The 12,791-nt window shown below is 71.6% G+C and carries 13 protein-coding genes; 7 read left to right on the top strand and 6 right to left on the bottom strand.

Features of this window, described 5'->3' with window-relative positions; all coding sequences use genetic code 11:
* Positions 1–417, top strand: a 417-nt coding sequence (locus ACZ7DY_RS05035; RefSeq protein WP_471130119.1) for a cbb3-type cytochrome c oxidase subunit I, incomplete at its 5' end; no start/stop codon positions are given.
* Positions 418–422: 5 nt separating this feature from the next.
* Positions 423–788, top strand: coding sequence for a hypothetical protein (locus tag ACZ7DY_RS05030; protein WP_471130116.1), 366 nt, complete (start codon positions 423–425; stop codon positions 786–788).
* Between the two features lie 33 nt (positions 789–821).
* On the opposite strand, the gene ACZ7DY_RS05025 is transcribed toward ACZ7DY_RS05030, so the two are convergent.
* On the bottom strand, positions 822–1,394 hold the full coding sequence (locus ACZ7DY_RS05025; RefSeq protein ID WP_471130113.1) for a helix-turn-helix domain-containing protein: 573 nt from the start codon (positions 1,392–1,394) through the stop codon (positions 822–824).
* 129 nt (positions 1,395–1,523) lie between these two features.
* On the opposite strand from ACZ7DY_RS05025, the gene ACZ7DY_RS05020 reads away from it, so the two are divergent.
* Positions 1,524–2,615, top strand: a complete 1,092-nt coding sequence (locus ACZ7DY_RS05020) for an alpha/beta fold hydrolase (protein ID WP_471130111.1) — start codon at positions 1,524–1,526, stop codon at positions 2,613–2,615.
* Positions 2,616–2,661: 46 nt separating this feature from the next.
* On the opposite strand, the gene ACZ7DY_RS05015 is transcribed toward ACZ7DY_RS05020, so the two are convergent.
* From ACZ7DY_RS05015 to ACZ7DY_RS05005, 3 genes are all read right to left on the bottom strand, one after another.
* The gene (locus tag ACZ7DY_RS05015; protein ID WP_471130108.1) at positions 2,662–4,017 is read right to left on the bottom strand and encodes a phosphatase PAP2 family protein; all 1,356 of its coding nucleotides are present in this window, start codon (positions 4,015–4,017) and stop codon (positions 2,662–2,664) included.
* Positions 4,018–4,187: 170 nt separating this feature from the next.
* A complete protein-coding gene (locus ACZ7DY_RS05010; RefSeq protein ID WP_471130106.1) occupies positions 4,188–5,033 on the bottom strand; it encodes an SDR family oxidoreductase in 846 nt (281 codons plus the stop codon).
* Positions 5,034–5,056: 23 nt separating this feature from the next.
* The gene (locus ACZ7DY_RS05005) at positions 5,057–5,563 is read right to left on the bottom strand and encodes a nuclear transport factor 2 family protein (RefSeq protein ID WP_471130104.1); all 507 of its coding nucleotides are present in this window, start codon (positions 5,561–5,563) and stop codon (positions 5,057–5,059) included.
* A 135-nt stretch (positions 5,564–5,698) separates the two neighbouring features.
* Between ACZ7DY_RS05005 and ACZ7DY_RS05000 the strand changes: the two genes are divergently transcribed.
* Complete coding sequence (locus ACZ7DY_RS05000) at positions 5,699–6,316, top strand: TetR/AcrR family transcriptional regulator (RefSeq protein ID WP_471130101.1); 618 nt, start codon at positions 5,699–5,701, stop codon at positions 6,314–6,316.
* Between the two features lie 47 nt (positions 6,317–6,363).
* Here ACZ7DY_RS05000 and ACZ7DY_RS04995 read toward each other — a convergent pair whose 3' ends face one another.
* Entirely contained in the window at positions 6,364–7,038 is a 675-nt protein-coding gene (locus ACZ7DY_RS04995; RefSeq protein ID WP_471130100.1) for a DNA alkylation repair protein, read from the bottom strand.
* A gap of 132 nt (positions 7,039–7,170) precedes the next feature.
* Here ACZ7DY_RS04995 and ACZ7DY_RS04990 point away from each other — a divergent pair, with 132 nt between their 5' ends.
* Positions 7,171–7,929 carry a PIG-L deacetylase family protein gene (locus tag ACZ7DY_RS04990; RefSeq protein ID WP_471130237.1) on the top strand — a complete coding sequence of 253 codons (759 nt, stop codon included), beginning with the start codon at positions 7,171–7,173 and terminating at the stop codon, positions 7,927–7,929.
* 90 nt (positions 7,930–8,019) lie between these two features.
* Here the strand turns inward: ACZ7DY_RS04990 and ACZ7DY_RS04985 are convergent, their stop codons facing one another.
* Entirely contained in the window at positions 8,020–9,987 is a 1,968-nt protein-coding gene (locus ACZ7DY_RS04985) for a M13 family metallopeptidase (protein WP_471130098.1), read from the bottom strand.
* A 254-nt stretch (positions 9,988–10,241) separates the two neighbouring features.
* Between ACZ7DY_RS04985 and ACZ7DY_RS04980 the strand changes: the two genes are divergently transcribed.
* Both ACZ7DY_RS04980 and ACZ7DY_RS04975 read left to right on the top strand, forming a co-directional pair.
* Positions 10,242–11,447, top strand: coding sequence for a hypothetical protein (locus ACZ7DY_RS04980; RefSeq protein WP_471130096.1), 1,206 nt, complete (start codon positions 10,242–10,244; stop codon positions 11,445–11,447).
* 179 nt (positions 11,448–11,626) lie between these two features.
* On the top strand, positions 11,627–12,655 hold the full coding sequence (locus ACZ7DY_RS04975; protein WP_471130094.1) for a tetratricopeptide repeat protein: 1,029 nt from the start codon (positions 11,627–11,629) through the stop codon (positions 12,653–12,655).
* Positions 12,656–12,791 lie beyond the last annotated feature (136 nt).

Raw genomic sequence — 12,791 nt, 5'->3', positions numbered from 1 at the left:
ACCGGCAAGATGCTCGACGAGCGCCTGGGCAAGATCACCTTCTGGACGCTCTTCATCGGCTTCCACGGCACCTTCCTCGTCCAGCACTGGCTGGGCACGGGCGGAATGCTCCGCCGGGTCCCCGACTATCTGGCGGTGGAGGGCTTCACCACGCTCAACACGGTCTCGACGATCTTCTCCTTCCTCCTCGGCCTCTCCTTCCTGCCGTTCTTCTACAACATCTGGAAGACCGCCAAGTACGGCAAGAAGATCGAGGTCGACGACCCGTGGGGTTACGGCCGTTCACTGGAGTGGGCGACCTCCTGCCCACCACCCCGCCACAACTTCGAGTCCCTGCCGCGCATCCGCTCGGAATCGCCGGCGTTCGACCTGCACCACCCCGAGATCGCGGCGGCCGAGCAGCGGGCCCTGCGATGACGGCGATGGACGATCACGCCCTGGACGTACGGGACTTCATCAACGACGTCGAGGGCCATCTCCTCGTCGAGGCCGCCCGTGCCGAGGGCCGCACGGCGGCCGAGCGCTTCTCGCGCCGACTCCCCTGGCTGACCGACACGCAGCGCGCCGAAGTGGAGCGGCTCTACACCGAGGACCACCTGTCGCTGACCCGGCACGGCTGGCAGCACATCGCCCGCCGCGGGCACCAGTTGCGCGCCGAGTACGAGGACGCGTACCGCGCCCTGCGCCGACGGCTCCTCGCCCGGACCCTGCTGTGCGTCGCGCTCGCCCTGACGGTCGTGGTCCCGGTCGTGGTCGTGGTGCTGGCCACAGGCCGCGTCGTCCTGTAGCGGCCGGTTTCGCCGTACGCCCCGGACGACCTGTCAGACGTCCGTCACGTGCACTCGTTCGCCTTGTTGCCCGTAGATGGCGATGGCCTCTGCGGGCAGGTCGTCCCTGGCGTTGCCGATCCAGTGCGGGACGTCGGTGGCGAACTCCGCCGCTTCGCCGGCCGTCAGGTCCGTGCGGGTGCCGGTCAGGACGAGTTGGACGGCCCCGCGCAGCACGTACAGCCACTCCCGGCCGGGATGCGTGTGGAACCGCGGCGGCGGCAGCTGCGAGAGCGGAGGGTAGATCACCTTGTACGCGCGCATGCCGCCCGTCTTCATTCCCAGCGGCACGAAGGTGAGCCCGTCCTTGTGGAAGGGGCGGAGGTGGACCCGCGGGTCGCCGGTCGGCGGTGCGGCGACGAGGTCGTCGAGCGGCACGGCGTAGGCACGCGCGAGCGGCAGGAGTTGTTCCAGCGTCGGGCGGACGTGGCCGCGTTCGAGCCTGGAGATCGTGCTCTGGGTGAGGCCTGTCCGCTCCGACAGGGCGGCGAGGGTCAGGCCGAGCGCCTTGCGGAAGCCCCGCAGCCGCGGCCCGACGTTCTGCAGTACCGCTTGGTCTTCCGTCACTGGGCCGGCCCTTTCTCTCGGAACCGCTCGAAACTCCTCGAACCCCGTCCGGGCCGGTCAGTCGGGCACCTTTTTGCAACCCTGCAAAAAGGTGTGAGGTTCCGCAAGAGCCCGCCTCAAGATCGCACCATGACAGTGACGCGAAGCAACGAACACGAACACCCGCGCCGCCGACGTCTGCTTCTCGGAGCGGGCGCCCTGACCGTCTCGCTGGCCGTGGGCAGCACGGTGGGAGGGGCCGCGCTCGACGGAAGCGCGGTGGCGGCGCCTCCCGCCGCCCGTATAGCCGCAGCCAAGGCGGCCGGCCCTGGGACTTCGGCGTACGACGCGGCGACGAAGCACGACCGGGAGTTCAACGCGACGTTCGAGCACAGGTTCGCGACGGTTCGCGGCGTGCGCATGCATTACGTGACGGGCGGCAAGGGCCCCGCACTGGTACTGCTGCACGGGTGGCCGCAGACCTGGTACGAGTGGCGGAAGATCATGCCGGCCCTCGCCGAGCACCACACCGTGTACGCGCTCGACCTTCCCGGCCTCGGCGACAGCCAGGGAAGCCCGACCGGTTACGACAAGAAGACGCTGGCCCGCTACGTCCACGGCCTGCTGCGCAACCGCATCGGGGTCGACCGCTTCGACCTGGTGGCCCACGACCTCGGCGCCGGAGTGGGGGCCCAGTACGTCTCGCAGTTCCCGGGCCAGGTGAACTCCTACGTGCACATGGACTATCCGCTCCCCGGGCGCACGCTTCCCGCCGACCGGTACCGGACCTTCTCCTGGCACATGGCCTTCAACAGCCAGCCGGCCATTCCCGAGAAACTCGTCGACGACCGGAACGACGTGCGCGAGTACGTCACGGAGTTCTCCACACAGGTCGCCTACGGCGGTGCGGCCTTCGGCGGTACGCGGACCGAGCCTCCCTTCACCGACGCGGAGACCAAGGAGTACGTCCGCACTTACAGTCGTCCGGACGTCCTGCACGCGGGATTCGAGCTCTACCGGAACCTGGACGAGGACGAGCGCGACAACGACGCGGCGACGCCCGCGCGCACCCCGACGCTGCTCCTGACGGCGAAGGGTTCCCTCGCCGCCACCCGGCCGACCCTGACGCCGATGCTGCCCAACGTCACGCGTGCCGTCGAGATCCCCGACTCGGGGCACTGGCTGGCGGAGGAGAACCCCGGGGCCGTGACGCGCGAGATCCTCACGTTCACCGGCAAGTGACGGCACCGAGGCCCTGCATAGGCGGGAGGCTTCGCCCGTCTCAGGATCAGACCAGTGCGGGCTGCGGTTCCGGTGGCTGGGCCAGCGGGGACTTCGGCTCCCACAGCCTGGTGGTGCGTACGTAGCCGTAGATCACCGAGGCCATCGCCAGCAGGAGAAGGGGGCCGAACGCCCACGGATGCCGGGCCATCTCCATCGGCAGGTAGCGGTAGGAGACAAGGAGTGCGGCGAAGACCGTCGTGCCGTAGGCGACCAGTTGGATCCCCGAGCGGTCCCAGCCGCGGTCGAACGCGCGCAGACCCGCCTCGATCGTGAGGGCGAACACGACTCCGGCGATGAGGTCGACGCCGTAGTGGTAGCCGAAGCCCAGCGTCGCGCCGAGCGTGGCGGCCAGCCAGAACGTCCCCGCGTACCGCAGAAGCCTCGGGCCCTTGCGGGAGTGGATGAAGATCGCGGTGGCCCAGGCGGTGTGCAGGCTGGGCACGCAGTTGCGGGGTGTGATGCCGTCGTACGGGACGGGGTGCGGGAGGCCGAGCGGCGGTGGTGTGTGCGGCCACAGGTCGGCCACCGCCCACTCCACGCCGCCGGTGCCGGAGGTGCCGGGGCCGTAGGCGAAGATCGGCCCGACCGCCGGGAAGATCATGTAGATGCCGGGCCCGAGGAGGCCTATGACCAGGAAGGTGCGCACCAGGTGGTGGCGCGGGAAGCGGCGTTCGGCCGCCACGTTGCGCAGCTGGTAGAGCGCGACGATGATCGCGGCCACGGCGAGTTGGGCGTAGACGAGGTCGAGGAGGTGCGTGCCGATCGGGTCGGTGGCCCTGAGTATCCGGCCCGCCACCCAGGATGGGTTGCCGAGGGCGTGGTCGGCGGTCGCCACGTACGGGTCGAGGACCGTCGGGTGGGTCTTCGCCGTGATGAGCAGCCAGGTGTCGCCGGCCTTGCGGCCGGCCACCAGCAGCAGACCGAGGCCGACGCCCTTCAGCAGCAGGACGCGTTCCGCGCCGGTGCGGCGCGTGAGCGCGATGATCCCGCAGCCCAGCATCACCCACAGGGCGCCGTTGCCGAAGAAGTGGTCCTCCGGGACCTCGGCCCCGACGGCCCACCGCACCAGGACGAAGGCGGCGTCGATGCCGATCGCGGCGCCGGCCGCGATGAAGCGTTGCCGCCAGGTGAGTACCACCATCGTCAATGCCAGGCCGCCGTAGAGCGGTCCTGGTTTGGGCGGGAAAATCACCTCTCGCGCCTGGTTGGCGATCGGCCCCGGCTCGCCGCCGTAGTGACGCGCGGCGATCTCCAGCGCGATGAGGAACCCGAGGGCCACCACGGTCGCCACGGTCCACAGGAGTACCCGTGACCGGCGGCCCGTGGCGGAATTGGCGCTGGAGTCTATTCGCGAAAACACCCGCGAGGCTTTGGATATCAATTACTTTGACCGATTTGTTAGTTATGTGGATGGTGGTGGAGGCCGAACTCGTCGAGATCCGATCATGCCACCGCCGCCGCGGCGGGCGCGGGGCGACCTCGGACATCCACACACATCCCCGGCGCGACCGGCCGGTGGAGCGCACAGCCTCAGCCGGGCATCAAGTCGGCGGCGTGCGCCGCGGCGAAGTCGGCGAACGAGGTGGGCGCGCGGCCGGTGACCCGGTGAACGGCAGGGCTCGTGCGGTCCTCCGCGCCCGCCGCGATCGCCTCGTCCATCCCCGCGAGGAGTTCGGCGAAGGCCGGTGGCATGCCCGTGGCGGTCAGGCGGTCCGCCATCGCCGCCCGGGAGACCGGGCGGTGCCGGACCGTACGGCCTGTGACGCGGGAGAGCACCCCGGCGACGTCGGCGTAGCTCAGCGCCTCGGGGCCGGTGATCAGGTGCGCGGTGTTGTGCGGACGCTCATCCGTCAGGGCCCGCACGCCGACCTCGGCGATGTCGTCGGCGTCGACGAACGCGACGCGACCGTCGCCCGTGGCTGTGACGATCTCGCCGTTCCGGCAGATGCTGTCGGCGTGCGGGTGGTCGCCGGTGAAGTTCTGCATGAACCAGGACGGCCTGAGCACCGCCCACTGCGGGAGGCGGGCACGCACCGCGCGGTAGACCTCCCCCAGCCCGTCGTCGGTCTCCGCGATGGCCGACGCCCCCAGCAGCACCACCCGCTCGACCCCGGCACGGAGCGCCCGGTCCAGGAACGGGAGCAGGTACGCGGCGGGGTCGGGGGCGGCGGTGGGCGGTACGAGGTAGACCCCGCGCACGCCGTCGAGGGCCGGGCCGTGGGTCGCGGGATCGTCCCAGTCGAAGCGGACCGCCTCGCGGCCGGGGCCGGGGCCGGGACCGGGCTTCGGGTGCCGGCTGGCCGCACGGACCGGCCGGCCCGCCGCGACCAGGCGCTCGGCGACGCGGCTGCCGGTCTTGCCGGTGCCCCCTGTCACGAGAATCGTCCCTCCACTGCCGGTCATTCGGCGCCTCCTGCGAACGGGGCGTCGGCGTCTCCCCTGAACGAAGCGTTGGCGCGTCCCGTGAACGGGGCGTCGGTTCCTTCGGCGATCTCCAGCGCGGTCAGCGGGTTCCAGTAGTCGCGGTAGTGGGTGATCAGCCCGTCCCGGACGGTGACGACGGCGACGTACGACATCTCGAACTCCCGCCCCGTGCTCACCGACCGCCCCTCGGAACACATCTCGACGATGACGACGTCGGGGTCTCGGGTGTGGTGGATCTCGACGTGCGGGATCGCGACGAGATCCAGGACGTCGGGGTACGCGGCCATATAGGCGCGGACCGCCTGCTTGCCGTCGAGGCGGCGCGGGGCGCCGGGCGGGGCGAAGGGGAACTCGAAGACGCCGTCGTCGGCCCAGAGTTCGACCCAGCCGTCGAAGTCCCCCGCCAGAAGCAGGTCCACGCTCCGGCGGAAGACTTCTTCGGGTGTGGCCGGAGCGGCGTTCCGGGTGGTCGCGGTCGACATGGTGGTGCCCTTCCACGGCTATGGTCCGGCCCGCGCTAATATGCGGACCGGCGGTCCGCATCAACGATACGGACTAGCGGTCCGATTTTCCAGTCGGCCGTTCCCGCAGCCGTTCCGTACACCAGTGGAGGCACCGTGGCACCACCCCCGCGCAAGGAGCGGGCCGACGCCCAGCGCAACCGAGAAGCCGTACTGACCGCCGCCGAGCGGCTGTTCGTCGAGCGCGGCGATCCCGAGCGGGTGTCGATGGACGACATCGCGGCCGCCGCCGGGGTCGGCAAGGGCACCCTCTTCCGCCGCTTCGGCGACCGCGTCGGGCTGGTCAAGGCGCTGGTGGAGCGCCGCACCGAACAGCTGCGGGCCGACGTCGTCTCCGGGCCACCGCCCCTCGGCCCCGGCGCCCCCGCCGACGAGCGTGCCCTCGCCCTCCTCGACGCCCTGCTCGGCCTGAAACTGGAGACCCGGCCGCTCATGCTGGCCCTGGAGAACGCGGGCAGCGGCAGCCCCTATCACAACGACACCTACGCGCTGTGGCACACCGAGCTCACCGCGCTGCTCACGGAGGCCCGCGGCGAGCGGGACGCCGACTTCCTCGCGCACGCCCTGCTGGCCGCCGTGCGCAGCGACCTCATCGAGCATCTGCGCACGAACGGGACCCCGCCGCGACAGATCCACGACGGGGTGGCCGCCCTCGCACGAGCGATCCTGAGGGGCGATGGCGACACCACGACGCGGAGGCACGGCAGGGGCTGAGGGGGAGGCAAGCGGGTACCGGGGGGGGGAGCTGGGGGGGTGCCCACCTACGAGGCATCCCGCCAGCGCACGATCTCGGTGATCCAGGTGGGCGCGAACGGGGACGTGCATCCCGGAGGCGTCGGGTAGTTCTTGAGCACCTCCAGGCGCTCGCCGATGTCGATGGCGCGGGCGCGGTGCCCGGCGTCCTCGATGCCGATCTGCGCCAGGCAGTGGTTCATCGCCCACTGCAGGCGGTCCGGTGCGTCCTTCATCTCCGCCTCGATGACGTCGAGAAGCGCCGTGTGGTCGAGACCGTCCGGGCTCTTCGCCACGCGGTCGGCGGTCAGCGCCCAGCCGGCGCTCGCGACCACGGGATCCGGATCCGCGGACCAGGCCAGGCGCAGCTCTTCGCGGTGCGGGCTCTTCTTCGCCACGTGGTTCACGAGCCAGTCGTGCACTTTGGGTGCGCGCGCCTCGCGCACCATGCGGTCCAGCTCGTCACGCTCGAACGCCTTGGGCCGGCAGATCAGCGTCGCCAGGAGTCTCGCGGCCGTGTCGCCCGTCTCCCAGAGGCGGCACGCGAGCTCGTGCTGTGTCTTCAGGCGCTTCGCGAGCGCGCGCAGCTTGCCGAGGTTCACGCCGTGATCGTCGCCGCGCTTCTCGTTCGCCCGGCGGATCTTCGGGTCCTCGAACCCGGCCAGCTCGGCCATGACCTCGGCCACCGTCATCTGGTCGGTCATCCCGGCCTCCTGTTCACTGGAGCGCACCCGCCACGCTATCGCGGGTGAGCCGGGTCGCCCGGTCATGCGCCCTGGGCCGCCGGTGCACCATGAAGTACGTCGCCGTCGTCGCGAGGGAGAGTTCTGGTCATGGTGGATGCGCCCGGTCTGCTGGCGGTCTTCGCCCACCCGGACGACGAGTCCCTGTCCGCCGGCGGCGTGCTCGCCCGGCACGCGGACGCGGGCGACCGCACCGCCGTGGTCACAGCGACCTGGGCCGAGGGCACCCACCGCGCCGGAGAGCTGGCCGAGGCACTGCGCATCCTCGGCGCGGGCGCGCCCCGGCTGCTCGGCTACGCCGACGCGCGCGTCCCGGAGTCGGCCCCCGGTGAGCCGCGGCTGTGTGACGCGCCCCTCGACGAGGCGGTACGGCGGCTGGTCGCGCACATCCGGGAGTTCCGCCCGCGGATCGTGGTCACCCACGACGCGTACGGCGGGCCGACCGGCCACCCGGACCACGTGCACACCCACCGGATCACCGCGCTCGCCACCCACGCGGCCGGACTCGGGCAGCTCTACCCGGACGCCGGAGCGCCCTGGCGGCCCAGCGCCCTCTACCTCGCCGCGTACCCGGATTCGGCCGTGGCCGCGCTCGGGGATCTGGCCGGCGCGCACAAGGCGGTGTACCGCGTCCCCGACGAATGGGTCACCGCGACGGTCGACGTCCGTGCCTGGCTGGAGCGGAAGGTCGCCGCCGTGCTGGCTCACCGCAGCGAGGTGGAGCGGGGTGCCCTGCCCGGCCTGGTGGCGGGTCTTCCCCCGGAGGTCAGGGAGCGGTTGTTCGGCACGGAGTGGTACATCCGTCACGACACCCGCCCGGTGCCGGGGCCGCAGGGGGAACTCACCGCCTGAGCAGGCCGTACGGCGCCGTCGCACGGGGCAGGGGCGCCCGCGGGACAACGGTCCCGGGGCCCCCGCGTACATCACCGCATGCCGCGTCCGTCACCAGATCCGGACGCGCTCCGCCGGGTCGAGCCAGAGGCCGTCGCCCTCCGCCGTGCCGAACGCCTCGTGGAACTCGTCGAGGTTGCGGACGATGTTGGCGCGGAACTCCGGCGGCGAGTGCGGGTCGATCGTGAGGTACTGCTGCTCCTGCTCCTTGCGCCGCTTGGTGCGCCAGCAGTAGGCCCAGTTCATGAAGAGCCGCTGCGAGCCGGTCAGGCCGTCCTTCTCGGGCATCGGCGCCCCGTCGAGCGAGATCAGGTACGCGGTGTGCCCGATGGTCAGACCGCCCAGGTCGCCGATGTTCTCGCCGACCGTGAGCGAGCCGTTGACGAACTCTCCGGGGAGGTTGCGGGGCGAGAAGGCGTCGTACTGCTTGATGAGCGACTTCGACTTCGCCTCGAACGCGGTCTTGTCGGCGGCGGTCCACCAGTCGTTGAGGTTGCCCTTGCCGTCGTACTGGGCGCCCTGGTCGTCGAAGCCGTGGCCGATCTCGTGACCGATGACCGAGCCGATGCCGCCGTAGTTCTCCGCCGGGTCGGCGTCGGGGGCGAAGAACGGCTTCTGCAGGATGCCCGCCGGGAAGCAGATCTCGTTGGTCCCCGGGTTGTAGTACGCGTTGACCGTCTGCGGCAGCATCAGCCACTCGTCGCGGTCGACGGGCGAGCCGATCTTGGCGACCTGCCGGTCGGTCTCGAACGCGGCCGCCGCCCAGGCGTTGGCGAGCAGGTCGTCGGCGGACACCTCTAGCGCGGAGTAGTCGCGGAAGGTGTCGGGGTAGCCGATCTTGGGGCGGAACGTGGCGAGCTTCTCGTAGGCCCGTTCCTTCGTCTCGTCGGTCATCCAGTCCAGGCGGGCGATCGACTGGCGGTAGGCCTCGAGGAGGTTGGCGACGAGGTCGTCCATCTTCGCCTTGGAGGACGGCGGGAAGTGGCGCGCCACGTACTCCTTGCCGACGGCCTCGCCCATGGCTCCCTCGACGAAGGCCACGGCGCGCTTCCAGCGGACGCGCAGCTCCGGGGTGCCGTTGAGGGTGCGGCCGTAGAATTCGAAGTTGTTCCGCACGAACTCGTCCGACAGGTACGGCGCGCAGGCGCGCAGCACGCGCGTCAGCGCCCAGTCGCGCCACTGCTCGATCGGCACCTCGGCGAGGATCCCGGAGAGGTGGCTGAGGTAGGAGGGCTGGCGGACGCAGGTCTCCGCGATGGTGGCGTCCGAGCCGCCGAGGCCCGCGATGAAGCCGCGCCAGTCGAACTCCGGTGCCAGTCCGGTCAATTCGTCGAGCGTGGTGAGGTTGTACGTCTTCTGGACGTCACGGGTCTCGGCCCGCTCCCAGTGCCCGGCCGCGAGCTTCGTCTCCAGGGCGAGGACGGTCCGCGCGGCACCGGCGGCGTCCGCGTGCTTGCCGAGAGTGAGGAGCTCGGTGAGGTGGGCGAGGTACTTCTCGCGGATCTCGGCGAACTTCTCCTCGCGGTAGTACGACTCGTCGGGCAGCCCCAGGCCGCCCTGGAGGATGTTGAAGAGGTAGCGGTCGGAGTCACGGTCGTCCGAGTCGATGTACGAGCCGAAGAGGCCGGAGCCGCCGACCCGCTCGAAGCGGCCGAGGAAGGAGGCGAGCTCCCGGGTGTCCCGCAGGCCCGCGACCTCGTCGATCAAGGGCTGCGCCGGGGCGAGGCCACGGGCGGCGATGGTCTCCTCGTCCATGAAGGAGGCGTACAGGGCGGCGATCTTCCGGGCGTCCTCGGAGGCCGCGCCCGGGTCGGCCGCGGCCTTCTCCGCCAGCTCCTGGATGATCGTCTTGACCTGCTGCTCCGCGGTGTCGGCCAGCTGCACGAAGGGACCCCAGCTGGAGCGGTCCTCGGGGATCTTCTCGGTGTCCAGCCAGGCGCCGTTGACGTGGCCGAAGAGGTCGTCCTGCGGTCGGATCTCGGGGTTCATGCCCGGTCGGGCGTCATCCAGAATGCTCATCCGGGCAGCCTATGCGAGCGGCCGTCTCCGCACGACGGGTGGCGCGGACGGGGGGGGGCGGCCCGAGCAGGGCGGACCCGCCCGGGAGGCTCCGGTGGGCCTCCCGGGGCGCGAAGGATCACGGTGCACGTCCCGGGGGTCGGGCGGTCGGGCAGCCGGACGGCGGCACCTCAACTCTCGCGCAAAACATCCCATTAGGAGCGATAAAGTATCGCGTCAACCTTCGTACGCCCGTGACACCCAGGAGATCATCCGTGATCGTCGCCTTCTCCCCGTCCGAGGACGCCACCGCCTCCGAGGCGGCCGCCGCGCCCGAGGAGGCCATGTGGTCCCCCGAACCCGAGTGGTCCGCGGCGCCCGAGTGGTCCCCGGAGTCCACACCGTCCGCGGAGTCCACACCGTCCCCGGAGGCGCCCGCAGCCTCCGAGGTGACCCCGCCCGCGTCCGACGCCGACGCGGCGGCCCTGGTCGCCACGGACGCCCGCGATTTCGGGGCCTACGCCCGCACCGGTGGCTGGGCCTTCGGCCTCAAGGTCGCCCGCAGCGTGCGGCCGGGCGGGCAGAGCGCCGGCGAGACGTCGAAGGTGTCGGCCAAGGCGTTCGCGGAGATGGCCGGCTGCTCGGCCGACCGCGTCATGCGCTACTACAAGGCCTGGGACAAGGCCGCCGACGACGGCATGGTGCCGCACTTCGAGGCCCTCTCCCCCGGCATGGAGGTCGAACTCCCCGACGCCGACGTCTGGTTGTCGTACTACACCGCCCGCTCCAGCGCCCTCAGCCGGCGCGGCGAGGCGATCTCCGAGGCGGCCGAGGCCGAGGGCATCCGCCCCACGAAGGCCCTGGAGGTCGCCGAGAACCCCACCGCGCTGCGGGCCGCGATCCTCGCCGACCCCGGCACCGCGGAGGCGGCGCGCAAGGCGCTGATGGACCGCCTCGGCGAGGATCCGGCGCTGCGCACCGAGCTGGTCCGTGACATCGTGCGGGCCGACGACCTGAAGAAGGCCGTGGCGGCCGAGGCGAAGGCGGGCGACCGGGTCGGATACGTCCGCCAGATCGTGGAGAACGGCCAGGTCAAAACGGCTGCCGGGCAGGTGATCGAGGCGCCTGCGGAGCTGCGCGAGGAGGCCGAGCGGCACCTGTCCCTCATCGACGAGCTGGACGACGGCGAGGAGTCCGGCGAGTGGGCGCGCGAGGCGTACGACACGGTGCGGGACATGGTCGCGCAGACCGTCCAGAGCGACCCAGAGCTCCGGGTGCAGGAGCGGCGCGCGAAGTTCTACAGCAGCCTGCAGAAGGCGACGAAGGTCTTCGAGGAGCTGACGTTCGACGACGTGGACGACCTCGACGACATCTACGAGGACGACATGGTGCGGCGCCTCGAAGACCTGCAACAGGCCATCGGCGCCTGCCTCGCCACCCTGAAGGCGGCCACCGCCCAGCAGGAGCGGCCCGCCTCCTGACGGCCGCGCGCACCTCTCTTCCCGGTTCGTCCCGTACGTCTCGAGGTTGATCACGAGCCCCGTCGGTAGCACTCGAGTCGTACGCGATGACCCGCACCGGGAGGGATTCGCCGCCCCGGGCCCGGCTCATAGCTTCTTGATCACGTGATGTCGGCGAACGATCGAGAGGCCGCGGATCCATGTACGTCAAGGCATTCGCCCCGGAGTACCAGGGTGAGCTGGGCTCGGAGCTGACCGTGAATTCCTCCTACGAAGAGGTGCGCGCCACGGCGGGGCGCGCGCTCTCCCGGGCGGACGGCGCGGCCGAGCGGGCCCGCGCCGCCCTCGCGCTCGCCGAGGCGAACCGCCGGCTCGGCCGGGTCGACGACGCGGGCACCGCCTGGCGCCAGAGCTACCGCAGCGCCCGCGCCGCCGACGACCCCGGCGCCATGGCCTGGGCGCTGTGGAGCGGCGGCACGCTGGCACGCCAGTGCGGGGCGCTGCGGCTCGCCCGGCGGCTGCTCGCGCACTCGGTGCGGCTCGCCGCGGGCAGCGGCGACCGTCTCGCGCACGGGTACGCGCTGGCGGGCCTCGCCGAGACCGGGCGCATCCAAGGCGATTACGCGGCCGTCGCCGCGCTCCACGAGGAACTCCTCGAGCAGGGGCGGGCCCACGGCGAGGCACGGCACATGGTCTGGGCGATGACGGGGATCGCGCAGATGCACCGCAACCGCGGGGACCACGCGAAGGCTCTGGAGCTGTTCGATGAGGCGGCGCGGATCTCCACCGCCGCGGATGACGCGCGGGGCCGCGCCTGGTCGCTCCGTGGCGTGGCGGACGTACTGTCCCTGCGCGGCGAGACCGACCGAGCGCTGGCCCTGCTCTCCGAGGCGGAGGAAGTGTGCGAGGCGATGGATCTGGCGAGCGCACTGGCCTACAACCACAAGATGCGCGGCAACGTCCTGTTCCGCGCCGGGCGCCTCGCGGCGGCGGAGCGGACGTACGCGCTCGCCCTGGCGGAGTTCGACGCGATGGGCGAGCCGCGGGGTGCCGCCCTGTCCCGACTCGGCCTGGCCAAGTGCCGGGCGCGTCTCGGGTCCGTCGCACGGGAGGCCACGTTCGCCGAACTGGCCCTGCTGGACGCGGATTTCGAGCGGATGGGGCTGCGGCACGCCCGTGACGCGGTCGCCGCTTTCCGTGACGAGATGGAGCCCGCCCTCAGCGTGTGAGGGTGATACGGACCCCGACCGTGCCCTTCGGACCACGGCGGATCCTGCTGCCGAGCAGGGTGCCGGGGGGGGCGGGCGGCCCGAGGACGTGGCCGGGGCCGGGGCGTGACGCGGGTCACGCGGTAAGGGTGACAGG

The sequence above is a fragment of the Streptomyces sp. NPDC037013 genome (assembly GCF_055607265.1).
Note: the sequence above shows the minus strand (reverse complement) of the source record. Positions and strands in the feature narration are given on the sequence as shown.